Here is a 21,964-nt window from a genome sequence, read left to right as displayed (position 1 = left end):
CTTTTCCGTTCACGCGAAGACGCAAAGAAGTTGGTTCACGCGGAAGCGCAGGGGCGCAGAGAGGCAAGGACGCGCAAAGCGCGTCATCATTCGGCAACGAGAAGCCCGGGAGCTCTCCCGACCAACCCACCCCCTCGCGTCTTCGCGTCTTCGCGCGAGCTCACCCTTCTCCGCGCCTCCGCGCCTCCGCGTGAACCAACCTTCACCGCCCCGAAGCGCCTACCCCTCCAGCGCCGCCTTCACCGCCCGCGCCACCTGCCGTCCCGACGCCGCCAGCGCCCGCGGCGCATCACCGCCGCCCGCCTGCACCGCGATCGACACCCGCACCTCCCGCGCCCCCGCCGGAGCGGACGCCGCCGCCACGCTCCCGCTTGAGGTCGGCACGAACAGCTCCGGCCCGCGCTCGCCCACCCAGTACGGCCGCCCCGGCGAGACCGGCCCGCCCGTTGCCCGTCCCGGTGCGCCGACCAGCCCGCCGAGCAACCCGAGCAGCGAGGCCCCGACGCCCTGCCCGCCGGTCGCCACGCCCACCGCGCCACGCACCTGCGCCGCCGCCACCTCGCCCAGCACCGACAAGGCCGTGCGCCGCAGATCCTCGAACCCCAGGCTCCCCGTCCGCGCCGCGCGCAGCAAGGTCGTCTCGATCGCCCGCCCCGCCCGGTCCGCGCCCGCCGCCAGCGGCCCTTCCAGCTGGCCGCGCATCGCGTCCACGTCGCGCGCCAGCCCGGTGGTGTCGGCGCGCACCGCCACCACCAGCCGTTCGATCTCCTCATCCATCCGGAAATGCCTCCCTCAACCGCGCCAGCGTGTCCCGGTCCGGCGGCACGCCCTCCGCCGCCGCGTCGCCGGTCAGCGCGCGCACCACCGTCGCCAGTTCCGCCGGCGTTGCTCGCCAGAACCGGTCCGGCGACCAGCCCAGCACCGCGCCCGCCATCCCCGCCAGCCGCGCCGCCTCGTCGCCGAACATCACCGCCCCTGCAGGATCTGGCCCAGCAGCACCTTCAGCACCGGCGCCGCCGCCGCGAGCCCGCCCGCCGCCACCGCCTCGCCCAGCATCTCGCGGCTCACCCCGCCGGGCCAGCCGTGCCGGCAATGCCAGAACAGCCCCACCAGCTCGGCCAGCGACAGCCGTCCCTCCGCTGCCCGCTCCACCAGCGCGAACAGCGGCCCGAGCTCCGCCTCCGCCGCCACCAGCGCGGCAAAGCTCGGCCGCAGCGTCAGGTTCTCCCCCGCCACCCGCACCGCCGCCTCGCCGCGAAAGCGATTGGCCACCTGCTCCCTTTCCCCGCGGGGGAAAGGGTCAGGGTGAGCGGAAGTCATGCCGACACCCCTCCGGAAACCACGGCCCCGGAACTCTCCAGGCTCATCGTGTAGGACCGCTCGCCATTGTAATCGCCGGCATAATCCAGCCGCGTCACCAGGAACCGCCCGGTCAGGCTTTCCCCGCTTTCGAAGCTCAGCCGATAGTCGTCGATCGTGCCGGCCAGCGCATTGCTCTTGACCCGCATCTCCGCCGCAGAGCCCGTGAACACGCCGGCCCCGGACACGCTGACCGATCGCACGCCGGCACCCGACAGCAGCTCGCGCCAGCCGCCCGATTCCTTGTGGGTGATCGCCACCATCTCGCCATTGACGCTCAGCTGCGTGGTGCGCAGCCCCGCCACCGTCGTGAAGCCCGGCGGCGTCGCCCCGTCGCCCACCTTCAGCAGAAACGCGCTGCCCTTTTCGATCGCCATGTTCTTTCTCCTCCTGTCTCTCCTCTCCCCGGGGGAGAGGAAGGTGAGGGCAGGTCACCCCGCCAGCACCCGCACCCGCATCTCAATGGTGGCCCGCCACCGCCCCGCGCCCTCCGCCGCCACGCGGCAGCGCACCGGCGCGACGCTCGCCACCTCCCAGCCGTCCAGCATCCGCGGCAGCGCCCCGATCCGCGCCTCGATCGCACCCGCGACCTCGCGCACCCGCGCCGCGCTGTCGCCCGCATCGCGCACGGCCACCGCCACGCGCAGCTCGCGTCCCGGCCGGTCCTTGGTGCCCCAGTCGCCCGCCAGCACCTCGCCCATCTCGGCATGGGGCAAGGCCGCCCCCTTCACCGGCCCATCGAACACGCCGTTCAGCCGGCCGCCCACCGCCGGGTCCGCCGCCAGCGCCTCCCGCACCGCGGTCAGCACCACCTGCACGGCCGTCATCGCACCAGGCTCCCGATCCAGCGCAAGGCCGGCTCGTCAAGCACGCCGCGTCCCTCGATCACCACCCGGCTCCCCTCTTCCCGCACGGTCGCGCCCGGCACCGCCCCGCGCACCGCCGCCGCCACCCGGCCCGCGCCGCGCCGCTCGGCCTGTTCGCCGATCCGCTCCACCGCGCCGCTCACCCGTGCCGCTCCCAGCGCAGCGACAGCGTGCGATACGGCCGCCACAGCGCCGCCACCGCCGCCGGCACCCGCGCGCCCTCGCCCTCCCGGAACAGGTGCGCCGCCAGCAACACCGCGCCCTCGCGCAGCGGCGGCGCCAGCGCGTCCCAGCCCTCCGCCATCCCCGCCGTGAACCGCACGGTGGCGCGAGAGACATTGCCCGCCGCCACCCGCACCCAGCCGGTGCCGCCGCCGTCGATATCCACCGCGAAGCTCTCGACCGGCAGCACCGCCCCGCCCGCCTCCACGCCCGCGATGCCGCGCACCGGCCGCGCCGCCAGCCGCCGCCAGCAACCGTCCGCCGCCACCGTCTCCGTCAGCGCCCGCGCAAGCAGCACCCGGCCGGTGAACTGCTCCGCCAGCCCCAGCGCCGCTTCCGCCACGTCGCCGATGCGCCCGTCCTCCTCCGCCAGGTGCACGCGCAGCGCGGCCTTCACCGCCGCCGTCGCGCGCACGCGGTCGTCCGCCCCCAGCACCGCGGTGCCGAGGCCGTTTGCCATTTCCATGTCCGTATACTCCCGTGGGGGCGGCAAGCCCGTCAGACGGGGGCGGCGTGGCCGCCCCCGCTGTCCGGCCTTGCCGAGTCTGCGGATTGCTTCCGCAATCCGCAGCTCAGCTCGCGGCGAACTTCATCAGCTTGATCGCCTCGCTGTTGCTCACGCAGCCGCCCACCCGCTTGGTCGCATAGAAGCTGACAAACGGCTTGTTGGAATAGGGATCGCGCAGGATCGCCGTTTCCTCGCGCTCGGCGATCAGATAGCCCGCCCTGAAGTTGCCGAACGCGATCGACAGGCTGTTGGCGCCCACGTCCGGCATGTCCTCGGCCTCCACCACCGGATAGCCGAGCAGGGTCGCCGGCTGACCTGCCGCCAGGCTCGGCGACCACAGGAACTGCCCGTCATTGGTCTTGAACTTGCGCAGCCGCGCCACCGTGCCGGCGTTCATCACGAACACCGCGCCCTGCCGGTACGGCGCGCGCAGCGACTGGACGAGGTCGATCAGCCGCTCGCCCGCCGAGGTGCCGCCGAACTCGCCCGCTGCCCCGCTCGGCAGATATTGCAGCGTCCCGAACGGCCGCGCCGCATCGGGCGCCGTCGAAATCGGCTGCCCCAGGAAACCGCGCGGCCGGCCGGCGCCGCTGCCGTTCACGAACGCCGCACCCTCGGCACGGGCGAACTCCGTCGCGATCTCGCCCGCCAGCCACGCTTCCACGTCGAACGCGGCATCGTCCAGCATCGCCTGGCTCGCGCTCGGGTTGGCGTAGAGTTCGCCCGACGGCGGCGCGATTTCCGCGAACACCGGCGTGTCCGTGCCCGGCCGCGCCGCTGTTTCCGCTGCCCAGCCGGACGGCGTGCCGCCGGTGGTCACCAGCTTGCGATAGCCGGACGAGCCCACCTTCACCACGGAAGCGATGCTGCGGATCGGCGAGATGCTCTTCAGCGTCGCGTCGATCTTCGCGTCCACCTCGCGCGGCACGGCATAGCCGCCCGCATCGCCGCTCGCGCCGGTGAACGCCTTCACCTCCAGCGTCTGCCCCGAGCGCAGGAACCCGCCAAACCCGCTCGCCTCGCCGGAGCCGCCCGCCAGCACCGGCCGCGCCACCGCGCCGCCCATTTCCACCGTCTCGAAAACCTGTTCGATCGTCATTGTCATTCCCTTCGCTCGCCCAAAGAAAAGGGCGTGCGCCTTGCGGCCACGCCCTCGATTGAACCTCATGATCCGCTCGCCTCAGGCGGCGGCTTCCTCCACCCGGAGCACGGTCGCCAGCGGCTGCATCGGCTGCGCCACCAGGCTCACCTCCACCAGCTCCAGTTCGGTCAGCTCGCGCACCCGGCCGGTGCGCGCGGCGCGCACGCGAAACCCGATGCTCAGCCCCCGGAGCGCGCCCGAGCGCACCAGCGTCACCGCCGCCGGATGCTCCACCCGCGCCACCACGCGCAGCCCCGCCGCGTCCTCGCCGATCCGCTCGATCACCCCCACCGGCGCGCCGCGATGCTGCCACAGCAGCGGCACCACCCGAGCCCGCGCGAGAGCACCCCGCCGCACCACGTCGCCGCCCCGGTCCACCCGGTCGAACACCGCGGCATAGCCCGCCACCCTGATCGATCCGGGGCGCATCACTTCAGGAAATCCCAGAAGCCCAGCCGCGTCGCCAGCCCCGCCAGCAGCAAGGCGCCCGCCACCCGCAGCACCCACGCCACCGCCGCCTTCCACGCCGATCTCTTGGCATCCCGCCACGCGCCCAGCAGTTCGCGCAGCTCCGCCATGTCCCCCGCCGCCGCGGCGTCGCTCAGCCCCAGCCGCGCCAGCGCCCGGCTCGCGCCCAGCTCGCCCGCCTCCTCCGCGATCGCCCTCAGCGCCACCAGGTCCGCGCCCTCGCCCGCCGCCTGCGCCATCAGCTGCGCCAGCACGCCGCCGCCCGTTCCCGCCGTCATGCCGCTTCTCCCAGCCCCAGCAGCGCGCGCTTCTCCTCCGCGCTCAGGAAGTCGGCCGCGGACACCTGCCGCCACAACCGTTCACGGTCCTCCGCCAGCGCCGTCACCCGGTCGAGGTCGATGCCCAGCCGCGGCTCGTCGAACCATCCCGCCAGCCCGCCCGCCAGCGCGGCGAAGATCGCATCCGCCAGCGGCAGCACCGTCAGCCGCCACAAGGCCCGGCTCGCTTCCTTGTAATTGGCGTAGGTCGCGTCGCCCGGCAGGCCGAGCAGCATCGGCGGCACGCCGAACGCGCACGCAATTTCGCGCGCCGCCGCCGCCTTCAGCGCGGGAAAGTCCATGTCCGCCGGCGACAGGCTCAGCGCCTGCCACCTCAGGCCGCCTTCCAGCAGCATCGGCCGCCCGGCATTGCCGCTGCCGGAAAAGCTGCGGTCCAGCTCCTCGCGCAGCCGCTCCACCTGATCCTGGCTCAGCGCCGAGCCGTCGCCCGGCTCGTACACCAGCGCCCCCGAAGGCCGCGCCGCATTGTCCAGCAGAGCCTTGTTCCACCGCGCCGCCGCATTGTGCACCGCCACCGCGCCCGCCGCCGCGCCCAGCACGCCCAGCCCGTAATGGTCGTCCAGCGGGTGAAAGCTGCGCACATGCACCACATCCGGTTGTGCGCCCTCCGCCCTCAGCCGCAGGGTCGCCCCCGCCACCCGGTAGAGATACGCCGCCGGCCAGCCGCGTGCATCCGGCTCCACCGTCACCCGTTCGGGGCGCAGCGCGAACAGCTCCGCCGGCCGCCCTTCCGCATCGCGCAGCACCTGGACGAACGCATTGCCGTGCAACAACACCTGCGCCGCCACGCTCGCCAGCAGCGCCTGCCCCCCGCTGCGCGCCTGCACCAGCTTCAACATCGCCGGATCGGACGCGGTGATCGGCGCGCCGGCCAGCGCATCGGCGATCAGCCGGACGCTGCGCTGCGCCACCGGGTTCTCGCCATAGGCCCCGCGCACCCGCGCCTCGTATCCCACCGGCCAGTCGCCGCGCACACCCGCCCCGGCGCCCGTCGCATAATTGCTCAGCGGCGCCGGACGCGCGCCTTCCCCCGCGCCGTCGCGCGCGGCCTTGGTGAACCATTTCATGCTTGCTTGCTCCCCGCTGTGGCGCGCGCCGCGCGCCGCTGCTATCGTCATGGTTTCAGACGCTTGGACTCTCGCGAGTTTCGCCACCCATGGCATCGATGCCGGATTATTATGCGGTGCTCGGCCTGTCTCCGTCCGCGGATCAGGCCACCATCCACAGGGCGTGGAAGGCACTGCTCCGTCGTTTCCATCCCGATGCCAATCCCGGCGTCGACGTCGGCTCGCGCGCCCAGGCGATCAACGAGGCCTATGCCGTGCTCGGCAAGCCCGGCCCTCGCGCCGCTTATGATCGCGCCCGCTTCGCCCCGCCCCCTCCCCCGCGCACCGGCATGCGTCCCGGCACGCGCCCCGGCCCGCATCCGCAGCCGCGCCGCCGCGCCGATCCCCATGCCCGGCCCGCCGCGCCCAAGACCTCGCAGCCGCAGCGCGGCGGCGCGGGCGACAAATGGCTGCCCGGCTTCTTTCTCCTGCTGCTCACCGCCGCGCCCGTCGGCATGATCTTCGTTCTCCAGAACGAGGAACTCGACCTTCCGCGCGCCCAGGCGCGCGCGCCAGTGGCCGCGCCCGCGCCGCCCCCTCCGGCGCCGGCTGCCGAGGCATCGCCCGATCTCCCTGCCCCGCTCCCCGGCGAGGCGCCGCCGCTCGACAGGACCAGCCTCGACACCGCCATCGCGCAAGGCCGCGAAACCGTTGCCGACAGCGGCCCCGCCGCCGCCGCCCGCCGCAGCCGCCGCTGCGCCGCGGGCGCCGCCGGCTGGGCCGCGGCCGACTTCTGCGCCGCTTTCGACGAGGCCGCCCTGCTCACGCACACGCTGATGCGGCACACGCCCGCCACCGATCCCTGGCTTGCCGCCGCCACCGAGCGGACCCTGCAACGCTATGTCGCGCTCGGCCTCGATGCGCCCACCGCCTTCGGCCGCGCCGACCGCATCCGCGAACGCGTCACCGCCGCCCTGCTGCGCGCGCCCGCCGAGCGCCGCTGGCCCGCGCTCACGCCACCCGCACCCGCGCCTCGGCCCGTCCGCCCAGCATCAGCTCGCTGAGCGCCCAGACCATGGCGTCGGCGCGGTCCGGCGAGCGTCCCGGCCCCTGATAGCCGCCGCCCGTCACCAGCCCGCACAACTCGTCCTCCAGCGCGGGGAACACGCCCAGCAGCAGCACGCGCCCCGCCGCATGCAGCATCGCCACCGGCTCCGCCCGCGCCACCTTGCCGCGCGCGGCATGGACCAGCCTCACCGGCAGCCTGGCATCCGCCGCGCGCAGCACGCTGGCCACCATCTCGCCGCCATTGTTCGCCTCCGCCACCACCCGGTCCGCCCCGTGCCGCGCGGCGCATCCCGCCACCGCCGCCGCCCAGGCCTCGGGCGTCGCCTTCTCCACCGATGCATCCTCCAGCACATAGCCGACGCCGTCCGTGCCCAGCGCCACCGCGACGATGCCGCATGCATCCCCGCCGCTGGAGGCCGGCGGGTCCACCCCCACCACCACGCGGCGAAACGCCGGCCCGTCGCGCCGCCGGCTGCGCTCCAGGCCTGCGCGGCTCCACAAGGCGCCCGCCACTTCCTCGATCAGCTCGCCGTCCAGTTCCTGCCGGCCCAGCCGCGTGCCGCCGTGATTCTCCGTCATCGCCTTCAGGAACGCGGGCGGCAGCGCGGAGCGGTTCGCCGCCGTCCGCCCGCCCGTCCGCACCACGCCGTCCTCCGCCACCAGCCGGCGGATCAGCGCCACCGGCCGCGGCGTCGTCGTCGCCACCGCCCGCGGTCGCGTGCCCAGGCGCAGGCTCAGCATCAGATTGTCCCAGGCCTCCTCCCCCTTGGGCCATTTGCCGATCTCGTCGCACCAGGCATGGCTGTGCTGCGGCCCGCGCAGCGACTCCGGCCGGTCCGCCGAGAAAGCGAACGCCTGCGCGCCGCTCGGCCAGGTCAGCCGCCCCAGCGACGGCTCCCAGCGCGGCCGCCGCGCCGGGTGCGACACCGCCAGCAGCCCGCTTTCCCCTTCCACCATCACCCGCCGCACTTCGTCCTGCGTCGCGCCGACGAGAGCGATGCGGGCGCGGGCGTTGTTCTCCGCCACCGCCCGCACCCATTCGGCGCCCACCCGCGTCTTGCCGAAGCCGCGCCCCGCCATTACCAGCCACACCCGCCAGTCGCCCGGCGGCGGGCACTGGGCCGGCCGCCGCCACAGCCGCCAGTGGAACAGCATCTGCTCGCACACCCGCTCGCCGCGCGACTCCAGCTCGGCGGCGATCGCGTCCGGCCCGCGCCGCGCGATCCGCTCCATGGCGGACAGCCCCTCGCCCTCAACCCTCATCGTCGGCCAGCCGCTCGTGCATCGCCAGCAGCCGCGCTTCCAGCTCGGCCCGCGCGCTGCCCCATTCCGCCTGGTGCGCCGCTTCCGCCCCGGCCTCCGCCCGCGCGCCGTCTGCCGCGCGCAGGGCCGCAACCTGCTGACGGTGCAGTTGCAGCAGGCGCAGGATGCTCTGTTCCGACACCTTCGGCCGCGCGCCCGTGCCCGCGCCCGATCCGGCGTCGCCCTCCTCCGCCGGCTCATAGCTCGCCATCGCGCTTTCCAGCAGCATCAGCTCCAGCCGGCCATAGCCCTCGCGGATCGCCTCTTCCCAGGCGCTCGCAAAGGCCGGGGACTTGCGCCGGTGCGCATAGATCGCCGTCGTGCCCAGCCCCACCTTCTGGCAACTGGCCGTGACGTTGCACGTGCGCGCCAGCTCGGCCAGGAACTTCTCCACCTTCGTCTTGGTCACGCCGCCGGCGCGCACCCGGCGCACCTGCGCGATCTCCCCGGCCACCACGGCCTGTTCCTGTGCGACCACCTTCGCCATGCCGCCCTCCCCTGTTCTGCCCCGCGGACACGAAAAAGGGCCGGAAGCGCCCCCCGGCGCCCGACCCTTCGTTTCCCGCATTTCTCGACTGTTCCCGGTATGTACCCAAACAGCGTGACGCTGTCAAGCACTAAAAACCGATCTGGTTCTCGTCAGACGATATGGTTGCGCCGCCGCTCGGCCACGTCGGCCGCTTCGTGCGCGATCACGCCGTGCAGCTCGCCCTCGGTCAGCGGGATCTGGAACTGGATGCCGAACCGCGCCCCGCTCGCCCAAGCGACGCTTGCCCGCCGTTCCATCCCGCCGATCCGGATGTCGAGCAGCGTGCCGGGCGGCGGCGGCTGGTCGCGATGCACCAGCGCCCCGGTCAGCGAGATGTTGAGCACATGCACGCGCAACAGGTCGCGCGACACGCGCACGGTGCCCGGCTGGAACAGCTTCAGCCGGTGCCGCCCGCGCGGCACATAGTCGAGATCTGCGTCCATGTCCCGGCTTGTCCCTTGGTCCACCGGCCATAAGCGCCCGAAAAGGCGAACGGGTTGCCAACAAGCCGGGTGAACGCCGCGTTAGCCCTCCCGCCTCATCCCCGCGCCGCTTTCCACGCGGCGATCTCCTCCGGGAACCGCGCCGTCACGGTCGCCTCGCCCGCCGTGCCGGTGTCGGGATCGACCTCGATCTCGCCGGCCCACTCGACCGTGGCATTGCCCGACAGCCGCACCATCCCGTCCGCCGCCGCTTCCGCCAGCACCCGCCCCCCGGCATTGAACACCGTCAGCTCGCGCCCGAACGCCGTGTGCCCGGTCAGCGCCGCGGCAAAGGTCGACGCGGCCATCGCCGACCCGCAACTGTCCGTCAGCCCCACCCCGCGCTCGAACGTGCGCACGAACAGGTCCGGCCCCCGCACTTCCACGAACGACACGTTGGCCCGGTTCGGCAGCCACGCCGGCGCCGCCTCGCACGCCTCGCCCACCCGCACCAGCTCGTCCTCGTCCACCGCCTCCACGAACGTCACCAGATGCGGGTTCGGCATCGCCACCGCGGTGAACGCGCGCGCGCCCGGCAGTTCCGGCACCGGCCGCTCGATCCATGCGCCCGCCCGCTCGCCCATCGGCCATTCGCTCACGTCCAGCCCCGCCGGGCCGGCCACCTCGCGCACGGTGAACACCCCCGGCGCCAGCGCCCGGTCGCGCCACACCGTCGCCGCGCTCGTCTTCAGCCGCACCCGCGCCTCGCTCAGCTGCAGCGCCTCGAACCCGGCCCGCGCGACGCAGCGCAGCCCGTTCAGGCACGTCTCCGCCTCCGACCCGTCCGAATTGAACATCCGCATCCCGAACGCATGCTCGCCGTCGCCCGCCGTCAGCAGCAGCAGCCCGTCCCCGCCTACCGGCCCCGACCGGTCCGCCAGCGCCCGCGCCACCTGCGCCCATTCGCGGTCGGCGAGCGCGATCCCGCGCGCATCGATCAACGGGAAGTCGTTGCCGGAGCCATGGCATTTGGTGATCGAGAACCGCATCCCCGCCCCATAAGCCCCGCGTTCGCGCCCGTCACCTCGGACTGCGCGATTGGCACGCAACGAAAGCGCGTCGCCCCTCGTTGCCCGCGCATCCCCACCACCACGGAGTTTCGCCATGTTCGGGCACAAGCAGAAGGTGCGCTACGCCGTTGTCGCCGGCGGCCAGATCTCGCAGCAGGCGTTCATGCCGGGCATCGCCCGCACCGACAATTCGCAGCTCGCCGCCCTCGTCACCGGCGATCCGGTCAAGGCCGACGAGCTCGCCGGCCAGTACAAGATCAAGGCCTGGTCCTACGAGGATTTCGGCACCCTGCTCGGCTCGGGCGAGATCGATGCCGTGTACATCGCCACGCCCAATTTCCGCCATGTCGAGCATGCCGTGCAGGCGCTGGAGGCCGGCATCCACGTTCTCCTCGAAAAGCCGATGGCCTCCAGCGTGGAGGAGGCCGAGCGCATTCTCGCCGCGCAGAAAAAGTCCGGCGCCAAGCTGATGATCGCCTATCGCCTCCATCACGAGCCCGGCAATGTCGAGATGTTCACCCGTGCCCAGGCCGGTGATTTCGGCGAGTTGCGCAGCTTCGTGTCGGTGTTCGCCCAGGACGTCGCGGAGGAGAATTCCCGCGGTCACAACGGCTATTGGGGCGGCCCCGTGCCCGACATGGGCACCTATCCGCTGAACGCCGTGCGCAACCTGTTCGGCGCCGAGCCGATCGCCGTCCATGCGGTCGGCACGAAAACGCCGGAGCGCGGCTTCGATTTCCACGACACCGTCGCGGTCACCCTCACCTTTCCGGGCGAGCGCACCGCACAGTTCACCGTCAGCTACGCCACCGCCTCGGCCGAGAACTTCACCCTGGTCGGCACGCAGGCGTCGATCCATGCCGAGCCCTGCTTCATGTTCGGCCCCAAGGTCGGCATCGCCTATGTCGAGAAGACCGAGGACGGCGAAAAGAAGCGCCGCTTCGATCCGGTCGAGCAGTTCGGCAACGAGACCCAGTATTTCTCCGACTGTATCCTCCACGACCGCGAGCCGCAGGCGGACGGCGACGAAGGCTGGCGCGACATGCGCGTCCTCGCAGCGGTGGAGCGCTCGCTGGAAACGGGTGAAACGGTGCGGCTCGACCCCCTCGAACCCCATCGCCCGGTCACCCCGGACCAGGCGCTGAAGCTCAAACCCGCCAGGGAACCCGGCGAGGACGACCTCATCAGCGTGATCCCCCAGTCCGCCTGACGCGCCTCCCCGATCCTCCCCGCTCCGCGGGGAGGGGGACCGCCGGGAACGGTGGAGGGGCGTCGCCCCACACGCTACCCTCCCTGCTACCACCCGACCCCCGCCGCACAAGAACGTGACGGCCCCCCTCGCCTGTGCCACAACACGCGCGTGTCCGGCGTTCTCCTGATCGCACTTGCGGCCGCCGCGGCGGCGTTCGTCGCGCTGTTCCGCCGGCTGGCGGCGTTGGAAGACGAGGTGCGCGATCTCGCCGCCCGGCTCGAGGCAGCCCCGCCCGCCGCCGCCATCCCCGATCGGCCGGCCGCGCCGGCGACGGTCCGGGTCGACCGGCCCGTGCCACCCCCGGCGCTCGACGCACTCGACGCGCCCCTCACGCCGGAACCGGCCGAGCCGGCCGCTCCGCCGCGCCCGCGCCGCAGCCTCGAAAGCATCATCGCGGGGCAGCTGCCGATCTGGGTCGGCGGCGCGGCGCTGGTGCTGGCCGGTTTCTTTCTCGTCCGCCTGTCCATCGAAAGCGGGCTGTTCGGTCCCGTCGCCCGCACCGTCGCCGCCGCCGCCTTTGCCCTCCTGCTGATCGCCGGCAGCGAGGTCGCCCGCCGTTTGCCCCTCACCCGCGACGACCCGCGCGTCGCGCAGGCGCTGGCCGGCGCCGGCACCGCCAGCCTGTACGGCACGCTCTACATCGCCGCCGCGCTCTACCATCTGGTCGGGCCGGCCGCCGCCTTCGGCCTGCTCGCGCTCGTCACCGCCACCGGCCTTGCGCTGGCGCTGCGGCATGGCCCGCCCACCGCGATCATGGCGCTGATCGGCGGGTTCGCCGCGCCGCTCGTCGCCGGGGTGGAGACCACCGGCGTCGGCCCCTTGCTCGTCTACCTCGCGCTGCTCGTCGCCGCCTTGTTCGGCCTCGCGATCCGCCGCGGCTGGCTGTGGCTGGCGCTGGCGGCGAGTGCGGGCGGGTTCCTGTGGGTGAACCTGCTGGTGGCGCTCGTCTCCGGCAGCGATCTTGCCGGCGCCGGTGCCTTTGCGCTCCTGCTCGCGATCGGCGGCAGCCTGGCGCTGCCCGTCGGTGCGGCGGCCCGGCCATGGCTGCGGCTCGCGCCGCTTCTCGCGGGGCTGGTCCAGCTCCTCGTCCTCGCCCCCGCGCTGGACTTCTCCGCGCTCGCCTGGGGCTATTACCTGCTGCTCAGCGCCGCGGCCCTGTTCCTTTCCTCCCGTGACGAAGCGCTGGCGCCGGCCGCCCCCGCCGCGCTGGCGCTGCTCCTCGTCCTGCTTGCCGCGGGTTTCACCGCGGGAAGCCCCGGCGCCGGCCCCGCCGCCCTCGCCGCCACCCTGCTGTTCGCCGCCGCCGGCCACCTGCGCCCGCGCTGGGCCTGGCTTGCGGTCGGCGGCAGCGCCGGCCCCGTGCTCGTCGCCCATGCCGCCGCGCCCGCGCTGCTGCCGGCGCCCGCCTGGTGCCTGATCGAGGTCGCCGCCGCGCTCAGCACCGCCGCGCTGGCCTGGCGGTTGCGCACCGCGCCGCAGGCCACCGCCCAGACCGGCGCCACGCTCGCCACCGCCACCTTGCTCGCCGCCGGGCTCGGCGCGCTGGCGGGCCCGCCCTGGCTGCCGGTGGTGCTGGCCGTGCTTCTTCTCGCGCTGGGCGGCTGGGCGCGCCGGCTCGATGCGCCGGCCCTGTACCGCCTGCCCGCGCTTGCCCTCCTCGCCGCCCTGCTCGCCGCGCCACGGGTGCTTTCCGCCGAGGCGCTGATGCTCGCCGCCAGCCTGGTCGGCGAGGAGCTGTCTTTTCTCCACGTGCCCGCCCTTGCCGACGCGCTCCGCGGGCTGGCCGCGCCCGCGCTCGCCGCGGCCCTGCTCCTGCGCGACCCCGCCCAGTTCGGCCGCTTCCGCAAGGCGGCCATCGCCGTCGCGCTCGCCGCCGGCCTCCTCGCGATCCACGCGCTGGCCAAGCAGGTGCTGGCGATCGCCACGCCCGAGGCATTCGTGCGCCTCGGCCTGCTGGAGCGCGCGCTGCTCACCCAGGCCTGCCTGCTCGCCGCGCTTGTGCTCCGCCCGCGCCTGCCCCGCCTGGCGATGGGCCTGCTGCTCCTCGGCCTGCTGCGCTTCGCCTGGTTCGACCTTGTGGTGGTCAACCCGCTCCTCGTCCCGCAACAGGTCGGCGGCGTGCCGCTGCTCAACCTGGCGACGCTGCACCCGGCGCTGGCCGCCGCCGCCTTGTGGCCGTGGCGCGCCGCGCCGCTCGCCCGCCGGACGGCGCTCGCCCTGTCGCTCGTCACCGCCGCCGCCACCGTGCGCCAGCTCACCCATGGCACCTTGCTCACCGGCGGCATCACCCGGCCGGAGAACTGGCTCTACTCCGCCGCCGGCCTTGCGCTGGCGATCGGCTGGCTCGCCGCCGGCCTGCGCCGTGGCCAGGCCGACCTGCGCCTTGCCGGGCTGGCGCTGCTCGTCGCGGTCACGCTCAAGGTGTTCCTGATCGATGCCGCCGCGCTGGAAGGCGTGCTGCGCATCCTCAGCTTCCTGGTGCTCGGCGTCGCGCTGATGGGCATCGGCTGGGCCTATACCCGCTTCACCCGCTCGCCTGCCTGACGCGCTTCTTCGCGCCCGCATCAAAAAACCGTGCACCCGCCGGCCGACTCGCGCGTTTGAGGCCGGGAGAGGTGTCCGATGGACGAGACGAGCTTCGACGCGCCGCACATGAACCGGGCACCGGATCGCGACCGCTCCAGCCGGTTCAGCGAGGTGCTGCAACGCGCCTATGCCGAGGACGGCCGCTCGCTGCCGGACGAGATCACCCGCCTGATGCTCGATCTGTCGCGGGTGGAGCCGCCCGCCGCCACGCGCTCCCCCTTTCGCACAGCGCCGCAACCGGCCGCTCCGCCTGCCGCCGGCCAGCTGGCCCCCACGTCGCAGGCGCCCAGGGCCGGAAAGCTGCTCACGCTGGTCGCCCGGCTGCGCAAGCGGCCCTGACCGGCGGCCCCTCCGCCAAAGCCGGTTCAAGTGCGCCGCGCCGCGCTCTAGAAGCTTCTGCATGACCCGCTTCCTTGCCCTGCTCGCCGCCGCGATCGCGACGATCCTCTTCGCCGTGCCCGCCGCCGCGCAATCCTGCCCGCTCACCGCTGGGGACGGGTCCTTCGCGCCCGGCAACGGCCAGAAGCCCGCCGGCGTGCACGCGCCCGCCGGCTGGGCCGGCAACCACCCCCTCCCCCTCGTCCTCCTCCTGCATGGCAGCACCGATACCGGCGCAGGCATGCGGCGCAGCTCGGGCCTGGCCGCGACGGCGGACGCGCACGGCTTCCTGCTCGCCTTTCCCGATGGCGGGATCGCCGCCGGCAAGGGCTTCGTGTGGAACATCCCGGGCGTGCCCACGGTGGAGGGCAAGGTGCCCGGCCCCGGCGAGCGCGACGACGTGGCGTATCTCACCGGGCTGGTCGACCGGCTGGTCGCGGCCGGCTGCGTGGATCGCACCCGCGTCTATGTCACCGGCCTGTCGGGCGGCGGGCGGATGACCTCGTGGCTTGGCTGCGTCGCGCCGCAGACGTTCGCCGCCATCGCGCCGGTGGTCGGCCTGCGCGCCGGCAACCCGCTGCCGGCCGATCCCGCGCGGCCCGATCCGGCGACCTGCCGTCCGTCCGTGCCGGTCAGCGTCGTGGCCTTTGCCGGCGATGCCGACAGGACCAACCCGATCGAGGGCGGCGGCGCAGGCTATTGGCACTACACGATGCACGCCGCCGAACAGCGCTGGGCGCAGCTCAACGGCTGCACCGCGCCCGCCACCACGCGCTGGGTCGCGCCGAAGGTGTACGAGGAAACCTACGCCGCCTGTCGCGACGGCAGCGAAGTGACTGCGCGCATCTCGGTCGGCGAAGGGCATCGCTGGGTGGCGGACAACGAAGCGCTCTGGGCGCTTCTGTCCCGCCACCAGCGCGCGCGCTAGGCGATCGCCAGCGCGCGATACTGCTGCCGCAGCGTGACCTTGTCGATCTTCTCCGTGCCCAGCCGCGGCAGCGGATCCTGGGCGAACCAGATGCGCGCGGGCACCTTGAACGCCGCGATGTGCGCGCGCAGGAACTCCTGCAACTCGCCCTCCTCTGGGCAGGCCCCCTCGCGGCAATGCACCACCGCGCCCGGCACCTCGCCATAGCGCTCGTCCGCCAGCCCGAACACCGCCGCCTCGGCGACGCCGGGATGCTCGTACAAAGCCGCCTCCACCTCGATGCACGAGATGTTCTCGCCGCCGCGGATGATGATGTCCTTCTTGCGATCGACAATGAAGACGTAGCCGTCCTCGTCGAGATAGCCGAGGTCGCCGGTGCGGAAGAAACCGTCGGCGGTGAACGCCGCCGCCGTCGCTTCCGGGTTGTTCCAATATTCGCGGAAGTTGGCGACCGAGCGGATCGAGATCTCGCCCACCCTGCCGATGCCCAGGTGGCGCCCGGCATCATCCACGATCGCGAACTCCATCAGCGGCGGCGAGGGGCGCCCGGTGGAGTTCGGCTTGGCCAGGTAATTGTCGCGCCAGTTGCCCGCGCCCGCCGCGTTCGTCTCGGTCAGGCCATAGCCGATCAGCGGGGAGCCGCCGCCCATTTCCTCCTTGATCCGGCGCACATGCTCGACCGGACGCGGCGCGCCGCCGGCGGCGAAGTCGGACACGGTGGACAGGTCATAGTTGGCGCGGTTCGGATGGTTGAGCATCTCGAAGCTCATCAGCGGCACGCCGACGAAATAGGTCACCTGCTCCGCCTGGATCAGCCGCATCGCCTCCTCGGCATCCCATTTCGGCATCAGCACCAGCTTGCGCCCCATGGCGAAGCTCTGGAGGAACACCGGCACCTCGGCGGTGACGTGAAACAAGGGCACGTTGAGCAAGGTCGCGGGCTGCAGCGTGGGCGCCTGCCCCGCTTCGCTGGCGATGCCCAGCATGATCATCGCCGAGACGAGATAGTTGAACACCGCCTGCGTGATCGCCCGGTGGTCGCTCAGCGCCCCCTTGGACCGCCCGGTCGAGCCGGAGGTGAACAGGATCGTCGCCGCGTCCAGCGCGTCGACCGCCGGCAGCGCCGCGTCCCCGCCTGCCTCGCCCACCGCGCGCATCGCCTCGGCGATCGGCAGGGTGTCGTCGATCGTCACCAGCGGCGGGACGGTGCCGGGGATCGCGGCGATCCGCTTCGCTCGCGGCCCGTCCGCCAGCACCAGGCTGCATTCCACATCGGCGATCGCCGCGGCCAGCTCCTCCGACTGCCACCAGCCGTTCAGCAGGGTGGCGATCCCGCCCGCCATCACCACGCCCATGTACAGCACGATCCACGACGGCGAGTTGCGCATGGCGATGCCCACCCGGTCGCCCTTCTTTACCCCGTGCACCGCGACCAGCGCGCGCGCGACGGCCCCTGCCTGTGCATAGGTTTCGGCAAAGGTCAGCCGCTCCTCGCCCGCCACCAGAAAGGTCTTGGCCGCGTGTTCGGCGCAGAAATGCGCGAAATAGGCCGGCAGGGTGGGCGGGGCGGCGGCGATCATCGGCAGCGTCTGCCCGCGGCTTTGCGCGGTGGTGAGCGCAAACGGCGCCCCCGGCCCGGTCAGCTGGGCAAGCCCCGCATCCATCCTGAGATCCAGTGCGCTGGGCATCCTCTCACACTCCACTTGGGTTTATCGTTTGTGCACTTTATGGAGCGCGGACGCCTCGGGGAAAAGCCTTGATCCTTAGCCTTGCCGCCACTGCTGCTGCCGCCACCGCCGATGCTGCCGCCAACGCTGCCGCGACGGGGGCGCACCTGCGCTTTGCCGACCTCCATCTCGATCCGGTTGCGCTGAACCTCGGCTTTTTCCAGATCAAATGGTATTCGCTGGCCTATATCGCCGGCATCCTGATCGGCTGGTGGTACCTGCTGAAGCTGATCGCGCAGCCCGGCGCGCCGATGGCGCGGCGCCATGCCGACGATCTCGTCTTCTACGCCACGCTCGGCATCATCCTGGGCGGGCGGCTCGGCTATGTGATCTTCTACGCGCCGGAGATGTTCGGCCATCCCTTGCAGATCCTGCGGCTGTGGGATGGGGGCATGTCGCTGCACGGCGGCGTGCTCGGCACCACCGCGGCGATCATCGTGTTCGCCAGGCGACATGGCCTCAACTGGCTGCGCATCCACGATTATGTCGCCTGCTGCGCGCCGTTCGGCCTGTTCTTCGGCCGCCTCGCCAATTTCGTGAACGGCGAATTGTGGGGCAAGCCGACGGACGTGCCCTGGGCCATCGTTTTCCCGCGCACCGTGCCCTACGGCCTGCCCGAGCCGGCGCGCCATCCCAGCCAGTTCTACGAGGCGGGTCTCGAGGGCATCGCCCTGTTCGCGATCCTGTGGTTCTTCTTCTGGCGCACCAAGGCCCGCTACGAGCCGGGCAAGCTCGTCGGCATCTTCCTGCTCGGCTACGGCGCGGCGCGCTTCATCGTGGAGTTCTTCCGCGAGCCGGACCAGCAGCTGGTCGAGTTCGCGCAGAACACCGGCCTGCACATGGGCCAGTGGCTGTGCGTGCCGATGCTGCTGGGCGGCGCTTATCTCGTCGCCACCGCCAGGCGCCGCCGCCACCGCGTGGAGCCGATCGCGGGCTCGGAAAGTGTGGCGTGAGCACCTCCCTTCTCCGCTCGGACTGCCCGCCACTGCGTGCGCCGGACCGTGGACCCCGGCACAAGGCCGCGGTGACGATCCGTTGATGGCATGACGGACCAGGCGGAAGGCCCCCTGCCCGAACGGCTGGCGCGGGCGATCACGATGGGCGGGCCGATCTCGATCGCCGACTTCATGGGCGCGGCCAACCGCCATTACTACGCCACCCGCGATCCCTTGGGCACCGCCGGGGACTTCACCACCGCGCCCGAGATCAGCCAGATGTTCGGCGAGCTGATCGGCCTGTGGTGCGCCGACCTGTGGGACCGCGCCGGCCGCCCCGACGCCGCCTGGGTGGAGCTCGGCCCCGGTCGCGGCACGCTCGCCGCCGATGCGCTGCGGGCGATGGCGAAGGCGGGCTTCACGCCGGACGTGCATTTCGTGGAAACCAGCCCGGTGCTGCGCGAGGCCCAGGCCGAACGCGTGCCGGGTGCCACGTTCCACGCCGACCTCACCACCCTGCCCGCCGATCGCCCGCTGATCGTCGTCGCCAACGAGTTCTTCGACGCGCTGCCGATCCGCCAGCTGGTGCGCGCCGCCGAGGGCTGGCGCGAGCGGCTGGTCGCCTGCCAGGACACCTTGTTCCTGCCGATCGCCGGCAAGCCGGTGCCCGACGACGTGATCCCCGTGCCTTTACGCGATGCGGCGCCCGGCTCCGTTCTCGAGGTGTCGCCCGCCGGTATCACGCTGATGCGCTACCTTTCCGCGCGGCTGGCGGCGCAGGGCGGCGCGGCGCTCGTCATCGACTACGGCCACCAGGGTCCGGCGCTCGGCGAGACGCTCCAGGCGGTGCGCGGCCACGCCTTTGCCAATCCGTTCGAGGCGCCGGGCGAGCAGGACCTCACCGCCCATGTCGACTTCACCAGCCTCGCCGCCGCCGCGGAAACGCAAGGGTCCACCGCGCTCGGCCCGATCGACCAGGGCGAGCTGCTCGTGAAGCTGGGCGTGGACGCCCGCGCCGCCGCGCTCGCCCGCGCCACCCCGGAGCGCGCCGAGGCCATCGTCGCCGACCGCACCCGGCTGGTCCGCGACATGGGCGCGCTGTTCAAGGCGCTTGCCGTCACCGCGTCCGGCTGGCCGACGCCGGCGGGGTTCGCATGATCGCCTATCGCCCCGCGACGCCGGCCGATGCCGCCGAACTCGGCGCGGTGGCCACGCGCGCCTACACGGAAACGTTCGTCGGCCTGTACCGCCAGGGCGACCTCGACACCTTCCTCGCCGCCGCGTTCGGCCCGACCGGGCTCCAGGCGCATGTTGCGCAACCCGCCTACACCATCCGCGTCGCCTGCGCCGGAGGGGCGATCGTCGGCTTCTGCAAGCTCGGCCCCGTCGTGTTTCCCGGCGACTGGCCGCCGGGCGCGATCGAGCTCCACCAGCTCTACGTCCTCGCCGAGCATCTCGGCGCCGGCGTCGGCCCTGCGCTGATGGACTGGGCGATCGCCACCGCCCGCGCGCAGGGCGGGAGCGAACTGCTGCTGTCGGTCTATGTCGACAACCACCGCGCCAAGCGCTTCTACGCGCGCTATGGCTTCGAGGATATCGGCCGCTACGATTTCGCGGTCGGCGAGACCATCGACGAGGACCGTATCATGCGGCTTGCCCTGTGAGCGTTGAAGTGATCCGCGCCCGCGCGCTGGACGGCGTGGCGCACGGCTTTCTCGGCCGCCGCGGCGGCGTCTCCACCGGCCTCTATGCCGGGCTCAACGTCGGCCTCGGCTCGGACGACGACCGCGCGCATCTGGCGGAGAACCGGCGTCTCGCAACCGAGGCGGTGCTGCCGGGCGCGCAGCTCGTCACCGTGCACCAGATCCACTCCGCCGACGCGGTGTCGGTGCGCGAGCCGTGGGAGGAGGGCCTTCGCCCCCATGCCGACGCGATCGTCACCGACCGGCCGGGCCTGCTGCTCGGCATCCTCACCGCCGATTGCGCACCCGTGCTGCTGGCCGATCGAGAGGCGGGCGTGGTCGCCGCCGCCCATGCCGGGTGGAAGGGCGCGATCGGCGGGGTCACCGATGCGACCATCCTCGCCATGGAAGCGCTCGGCGCCGACCGGTCGCGCATCCACGCCGCAATCGGCCCGTGCATCGCGCGCGCCAGCTACGAGGTGGACGACGGCTTTGCCCGCCGCTTCACCGCCGACGATCCCGCCAACGAGCGCTTCTTCTCGCCCGCCCGTGCGGGGCACCACCGGTTCGATCTCGAAGCCTATGTCACGCATCGGCTGGCAACCGCCGGCATCGGCCGCGTCGAGGCGCTGGGCCTCGACACCTACCCCGACGAAAGCCGCTTCTTCAGCTATCGCCGCGCCACGCATCGCGGCGAGCCCGGCTATGGGCGGCAGATCGCGCTGATCGGCCTGCCGGGCTGAGCCGCCCGGGCTGGCGCCGCCCCGCGCAACTGGTTACCCTTGCAACCAACAGCAGGAGAGAGACCATGGCGCAGGACGCAAACGAAACCGAAGCCAACCTCACCGGCGTCGAACCGCGCCGCCGCGCCAAACCGGACGTCGACACGATCGGCGGCCGCCCGCTGAAGCCCGCCACCCGGATGATGGGCCACGGCTATGACCCTGCGCTGTCCGAAGGCGCGCTGAAGCCGCCGATTTTTCTCACCTCCACCTTCGTGTTCCCCAATGCCGCCGCCGGCAAGCGCCATTTCGAGGGCGTCACCGGCAAGCGGCCGGGCGGTGCGGAAGGCCTCGTCTATTCGCGCTTCAACGGCCCCAACCAGGAGATCCTGGAGGACCGCCTCGCCATCTGGGAGGAAGCGGAGGACGCGCTCGCTTTCTCCAGCGGCATGTCGGCGATCGCCACCCTGTTCCTGTCCATGGTGCGCCCCGGCGACACCATCGTCCATTCCGGCCCCCTCTACGCCGCCACCGAGACGCTGATCGCCCGCGTGCTCGGCAAGTTCGGCATCCACTGGCTCGATTTCCCGGCCGGCGCGACCCGCGAGGAGATCGAGGCGGTGCTGTCCAAGGCCGCGTCGGGCCGTGTGGCGCTGATCTATCTCGAGTCGCCGGCCAATCCGACCAACGCGCTGGTCGACGTGGAGGCCGTCGCCGCCGCCCGCGACGCGGTGTTCGGCGCGTCGGGCGAGAAGCCGCCGATCGCGATCGACAACACGTTCCTGGGGCCGCTCTGGCAGCAGCCGCTGCGCCACGGCGCCGATCTCGTCGTCTACAGCCTCACCAAATATGCCGGCGGCCATTCCGATCTCGTCGCCGGGGGCGTGCTCGGCTCCAAGGAGCAGATCAACACGGTCCGCTCGATGCGCAACACCATCGGCACGATCTGCGACCCGAACACCGCCTGGATGCTGCTCCGCTCGCTGGAGACGCTGGAACTGCGCATGAGCCGCGCGGGCGAGAACGCCGCCAAGGTCTGCGCGTACCTCCGCGATCACCCCAAGGTCGAGCGCGTCGGCTATCTCGGCTTTCTGGAAGAGGGCAGCCGCCAGGCCGACATCTACCGCCGCCACTGCACCGGCGCCGGCTCCACCTTCTCGCTGATCCTGCGCGGCGGCGAGGCGGAGGCGTTCCGCTTCCTCGATGCGCTCACTATCGCCAAGCTGGCGGTGAGCCTCGGCGGCACCGAAACGCTCGCCAGCCACCCCGCGGCGATGACCCACCTGTCCGTGCCTCAGGCGCGCAAGGACGCGCTGGGCATCACCGACAACCTCGTGCGCATCTCGATCGGCGTGGAGGATGCCGACGACCTGATCGCCGATTTCGACCAGGCACTGGCGGCGGTGTGAAAACAG

General features: G+C 72.7%; 26 protein-coding genes. 10 read left to right on the top strand and 16 right to left on the bottom strand.

The features are described 5' to 3' along the window. Positions 1-219 precede the first annotated feature (219 nt). From DVW87_RS14635 to DVW87_RS14585, 11 genes are all read right to left on the bottom strand, one after another. Entirely contained in the window at positions 220-777 is a 558-nt protein-coding gene (locus tag DVW87_RS14635) for a tail tape measure protein (protein WP_114688549.1), read from the bottom strand. After that, positions 770-967 (bottom strand): phage tail assembly chaperone, encoded by a 198-nt coding sequence (locus DVW87_RS14630; RefSeq protein ID WP_114688548.1) that lies wholly within the window; start codon positions 965-967, stop codon positions 770-772. The genes DVW87_RS14635 and DVW87_RS14630 overlap by 8 nt, the downstream gene beginning before the upstream one ends. After that, on the bottom strand, positions 967-1,272 hold the full coding sequence (locus DVW87_RS14625) for a GTA-gp10 family protein (protein WP_239017933.1): 306 nt from the start codon (positions 1,270-1,272) through the stop codon (positions 967-969). Before DVW87_RS14625 ends, DVW87_RS14630 begins: the two co-directional genes overlap by 1 nt. 44 nt (positions 1,273-1,316) lie before the next feature. Then, on the bottom strand, positions 1,317-1,736 hold the full coding sequence (locus tag DVW87_RS14620) for a phage tail tube protein (RefSeq protein ID WP_114688546.1): 420 nt from the start codon (positions 1,734-1,736) through the stop codon (positions 1,317-1,319). Positions 1,737-1,790: 54 nt separating this feature from the next. Continuing rightward, on the bottom strand, positions 1,791-2,186 hold the full coding sequence (locus DVW87_RS14615) for a DUF3168 domain-containing protein (RefSeq protein WP_114688545.1): 396 nt from the start codon (positions 2,184-2,186) through the stop codon (positions 1,791-1,793). Then, positions 2,183-2,368, bottom strand: coding sequence for a hypothetical protein (locus DVW87_RS14610; protein ID WP_114688544.1), 186 nt, complete (start codon positions 2,366-2,368; stop codon positions 2,183-2,185). The genes DVW87_RS14615 and DVW87_RS14610 overlap by 4 nt, the downstream gene beginning before the upstream one ends. After that, the gene (locus tag DVW87_RS14605) at positions 2,365-2,913 is read right to left on the bottom strand and encodes a head-tail connector protein (protein ID WP_239017932.1); all 549 of its coding nucleotides are present in this window, start codon (positions 2,911-2,913) and stop codon (positions 2,365-2,367) included. The genes DVW87_RS14610 and DVW87_RS14605 overlap by 4 nt, the downstream gene beginning before the upstream one ends. 106 nt (positions 2,914-3,019) lie before the next feature. Then, positions 3,020-4,054 carry a phage major capsid protein gene (locus DVW87_RS14600; RefSeq protein WP_420822348.1) on the bottom strand — a complete coding sequence of 345 codons (1,035 nt, stop codon included), beginning with the start codon at positions 4,052-4,054 and terminating at the stop codon, positions 3,020-3,022. Positions 4,055-4,135: 81 nt separating this feature from the next. Then, complete coding sequence (locus DVW87_RS14595; protein WP_114688542.1) at positions 4,136-4,525, bottom strand: HK97 family phage prohead protease; 390 nt, start codon at positions 4,523-4,525, stop codon at positions 4,136-4,138. Then, complete coding sequence (locus tag DVW87_RS14590; RefSeq protein ID WP_114688541.1) at positions 4,525-4,842, bottom strand: DUF6127 family protein; 318 nt, start codon at positions 4,840-4,842, stop codon at positions 4,525-4,527. The genes DVW87_RS14595 and DVW87_RS14590 overlap by 1 nt, the downstream gene beginning before the upstream one ends. Beyond that, positions 4,839-5,969: a phage portal protein gene (locus DVW87_RS14585; RefSeq protein ID WP_114688540.1), complete on the bottom strand. Its 1,131-nt coding sequence runs from the start codon at positions 5,967-5,969 to the stop codon at positions 4,839-4,841. The genes DVW87_RS14590 and DVW87_RS14585 overlap by 4 nt, the downstream gene beginning before the upstream one ends. Positions 5,970-6,058: 89 nt before the next feature. Between DVW87_RS14585 and DVW87_RS14580 the strand changes: the two genes are divergently transcribed. After that, positions 6,059-7,012, top strand: coding sequence for a J domain-containing protein (locus tag DVW87_RS14580; protein ID WP_114688539.1), 954 nt, complete (start codon positions 6,059-6,061; stop codon positions 7,010-7,012). Here the strand turns inward: DVW87_RS14580 and DVW87_RS14575 are convergent. From DVW87_RS14575 to dapF, 4 genes are all read right to left on the bottom strand, one after another. Then, on the bottom strand, positions 6,960-8,279 hold the full coding sequence (locus DVW87_RS14575) for a DNA-packaging protein (protein WP_239017931.1): 1,320 nt from the start codon (positions 8,277-8,279) through the stop codon (positions 6,960-6,962). The two genes, DVW87_RS14580 and DVW87_RS14575, sit on opposite strands and share 53 nt — an antisense overlap. Further along, positions 8,269-8,805 carry a hypothetical protein gene (locus DVW87_RS14570; RefSeq protein WP_114688537.1) on the bottom strand — a complete coding sequence of 179 codons (537 nt, stop codon included), beginning with the start codon at positions 8,803-8,805 and terminating at the stop codon, positions 8,269-8,271. Before DVW87_RS14570 ends, DVW87_RS14575 begins: the two co-directional genes overlap by 11 nt. A gap of 152 nt (positions 8,806-8,957) precedes the next feature. Beyond that, entirely contained in the window at positions 8,958-9,290 is a 333-nt protein-coding gene (locus DVW87_RS14565; protein WP_114688536.1) for a PilZ domain-containing protein, read from the bottom strand. A gap of 95 nt (positions 9,291-9,385) precedes the next feature. After that, positions 9,386-10,318, bottom strand: coding sequence for a diaminopimelate epimerase (dapF, locus tag DVW87_RS14560; protein WP_114688535.1), 933 nt, complete (start codon positions 10,316-10,318; stop codon positions 9,386-9,388). A gap of 115 nt (positions 10,319-10,433) precedes the next feature. Between dapF and DVW87_RS14555 the strand changes: the two genes are divergently transcribed. The 4 genes from DVW87_RS14555 (at position 10,434) to DVW87_RS14540 (ending at position 15,483) form a co-directional block, all read left to right on the top strand. After that, complete coding sequence (locus DVW87_RS14555; RefSeq protein ID WP_114688534.1) at positions 10,434-11,549, top strand: Gfo/Idh/MocA family protein; 1,116 nt, start codon at positions 10,434-10,436, stop codon at positions 11,547-11,549. Between the two features lie 150 nt (positions 11,550-11,699). Next, entirely contained in the window at positions 11,700-14,135 is a 2,436-nt protein-coding gene (locus tag DVW87_RS14550; protein WP_114688533.1) for a DUF2339 domain-containing protein, read from the top strand. A 78-nt stretch (positions 14,136-14,213) separates the two neighbouring features. After that, the gene (locus tag DVW87_RS14545) at positions 14,214-14,516 is read left to right on the top strand and encodes a hypothetical protein (RefSeq protein WP_114688532.1); all 303 of its coding nucleotides are present in this window, start codon (positions 14,214-14,216) and stop codon (positions 14,514-14,516) included. 61 nt (positions 14,517-14,577) lie between these two features. Further along, on the top strand, positions 14,578-15,483 hold the full coding sequence (locus DVW87_RS14540) for a CE1 family esterase (protein ID WP_114688531.1): 906 nt from the start codon (positions 14,578-14,580) through the stop codon (positions 15,481-15,483). On the opposite strand, the gene DVW87_RS14535 is transcribed toward DVW87_RS14540, so the two are convergent. Then, complete coding sequence (locus tag DVW87_RS14535) at positions 15,480-17,171, bottom strand: class I adenylate-forming enzyme family protein (RefSeq protein WP_181814851.1); 1,692 nt, start codon at positions 17,169-17,171, stop codon at positions 15,480-15,482. The two genes, DVW87_RS14540 and DVW87_RS14535, sit on opposite strands and share 4 nt — an antisense overlap. Before the next feature lie 68 nt (positions 17,172-17,239). Here DVW87_RS14535 and lgt point away from each other — a divergent pair, with 68 nt between their 5' ends. The 5 genes from lgt to DVW87_RS14510 all read left to right on the top strand — a co-directional run bounded on the left by lgt (position 17,240) and on the right by DVW87_RS14510 (position 21,958). After that, positions 17,240-18,163 carry a prolipoprotein diacylglyceryl transferase gene (lgt, locus tag DVW87_RS14530; protein WP_114688529.1) on the top strand — a complete coding sequence of 308 codons (924 nt, stop codon included), beginning with the start codon at positions 17,240-17,242 and terminating at the stop codon, positions 18,161-18,163. A gap of 90 nt (positions 18,164-18,253) precedes the next feature. Beyond that, positions 18,254-19,303: a class I SAM-dependent methyltransferase gene (locus tag DVW87_RS14525; protein WP_114688528.1), complete on the top strand. Its 1,050-nt coding sequence runs from the start codon at positions 18,254-18,256 to the stop codon at positions 19,301-19,303. Then, positions 19,300-19,809, top strand: a complete 510-nt coding sequence (locus DVW87_RS14520) for a GNAT family N-acetyltransferase (RefSeq protein ID WP_114688527.1) — start codon at positions 19,300-19,302, stop codon at positions 19,807-19,809. Before DVW87_RS14525 ends, DVW87_RS14520 begins: the two co-directional genes overlap by 4 nt. Before the next feature lie 8 nt (positions 19,810-19,817). Beyond that, positions 19,818-20,570, top strand: coding sequence for a peptidoglycan editing factor PgeF (gene pgeF / locus DVW87_RS14515; protein ID WP_239017930.1), 753 nt, complete (start codon positions 19,818-19,820; stop codon positions 20,568-20,570). 65 nt (positions 20,571-20,635) lie between these two features. After that, positions 20,636-21,958 carry a cystathionine gamma-synthase family protein gene (locus DVW87_RS14510; RefSeq protein ID WP_114688526.1) on the top strand — a complete coding sequence of 441 codons (1,323 nt, stop codon included), beginning with the start codon at positions 20,636-20,638 and terminating at the stop codon, positions 21,956-21,958. Positions 21,959-21,964 lie beyond the last annotated feature (6 nt).

Origin of the sequence: Sphingomonas aracearum, assembly GCF_003345355.1 — a bacterium.
Lineage (GTDB): Bacteria > Pseudomonadota > Alphaproteobacteria > Sphingomonadales > Sphingomonadaceae > Sphingomonas > Sphingomonas aracearum.
This window is presented reverse-complemented; position numbering and strand designations above follow the sequence as displayed.

What these genes read in the sequence shown, in the direction of transcription:
- DVW87_RS14575 (WP_239017931.1), bottom strand. Translation starts at nt 8,279, where the DNA reads ATGAGGGTTGAGGGCGAGGGGCTGTCCGCCATGGAGCGGATCGCGCGG.
- DVW87_RS14595 (WP_114688542.1), bottom strand. Translation starts at nt 4,525, where the DNA reads ATGCGCCCCGGATCGATCAGGGTGGCGGGCTATGCCGCGGTGTTCGAC.
- DVW87_RS14630 (WP_114688548.1), bottom strand. Translation starts at nt 967, where the DNA reads ATGTTCGGCGACGAGGCGGCGCGGCTGGCGGGGATGGCGGGCGCGGTG.
- DVW87_RS14570 (WP_114688537.1), bottom strand. Translation starts at nt 8,805, where the DNA reads ATGGCGAAGGTGGTCGCACAGGAACAGGCCGTGGTGGCCGGGGAGATC.
- DVW87_RS14605 (WP_239017932.1), bottom strand. Translation starts at nt 2,913, where the DNA reads ATGGAAATGGCAAACGGCCTCGGCACCGCGGTGCTGGGGGCGGACGAC.
- DVW87_RS14590 (WP_114688541.1), bottom strand. Translation starts at nt 4,842, where the DNA reads ATGACGGCGGGAACGGGCGGCGGCGTGCTGGCGCAGCTGATGGCGCAG.
- DVW87_RS14545 (WP_114688532.1), top strand. Translation starts at nt 14,214, where the DNA reads ATGGACGAGACGAGCTTCGACGCGCCGCACATGAACCGGGCACCGGAT.
- DVW87_RS14600 (WP_420822348.1), bottom strand. Translation starts at nt 4,054, where the DNA reads ATGACGATCGAACAGGTTTTCGAGACGGTGGAAATGGGCGGCGCGGTG.
- DVW87_RS14565 (WP_114688536.1), bottom strand. Translation starts at nt 9,290, where the DNA reads ATGGACGCAGATCTCGACTATGTGCCGCGCGGGCGGCACCGGCTGAAG.
- DVW87_RS14540 (WP_114688531.1), top strand. Translation starts at nt 14,578, where the DNA reads ATGACCCGCTTCCTTGCCCTGCTCGCCGCCGCGATCGCGACGATCCTC.
- DVW87_RS14520 (WP_114688527.1), top strand. Translation starts at nt 19,300, where the DNA reads ATGATCGCCTATCGCCCCGCGACGCCGGCCGATGCCGCCGAACTCGGC.
- DVW87_RS14585 (WP_114688540.1), bottom strand. Translation starts at nt 5,969, where the DNA reads ATGAAATGGTTCACCAAGGCCGCGCGCGACGGCGCGGGGGAAGGCGCG.
- DVW87_RS14535 (WP_181814851.1), bottom strand. Translation starts at nt 17,171, where the DNA reads ATGCCCAGCGCACTGGATCTCAGGATGGATGCGGGGCTTGCCCAGCTG.
- DVW87_RS14615 (WP_114688545.1), bottom strand. Translation starts at nt 2,186, where the DNA reads ATGACGGCCGTGCAGGTGGTGCTGACCGCGGTGCGGGAGGCGCTGGCG.
- DVW87_RS14620 (WP_114688546.1), bottom strand. Translation starts at nt 1,736, where the DNA reads ATGGCGATCGAAAAGGGCAGCGCGTTTCTGCTGAAGGTGGGCGACGGG.
- DVW87_RS14580 (WP_114688539.1), top strand. Translation starts at nt 6,059, where the DNA reads ATGGCATCGATGCCGGATTATTATGCGGTGCTCGGCCTGTCTCCGTCC.
- DVW87_RS14525 (WP_114688528.1), top strand. Translation starts at nt 18,254, where the DNA reads ATGACGGACCAGGCGGAAGGCCCCCTGCCCGAACGGCTGGCGCGGGCG.
- DVW87_RS14635 (WP_114688549.1), bottom strand. Translation starts at nt 777, where the DNA reads ATGGATGAGGAGATCGAACGGCTGGTGGTGGCGGTGCGCGCCGACACC.
- dapF (WP_114688535.1), bottom strand. Translation starts at nt 10,318, where the DNA reads ATGCGGTTCTCGATCACCAAATGCCATGGCTCCGGCAACGACTTCCCG.
- DVW87_RS14510 (WP_114688526.1), top strand. Translation starts at nt 20,636, where the DNA reads ATGGCGCAGGACGCAAACGAAACCGAAGCCAACCTCACCGGCGTCGAA.
- DVW87_RS14555 (WP_114688534.1), top strand. Translation starts at nt 10,434, where the DNA reads ATGTTCGGGCACAAGCAGAAGGTGCGCTACGCCGTTGTCGCCGGCGGC.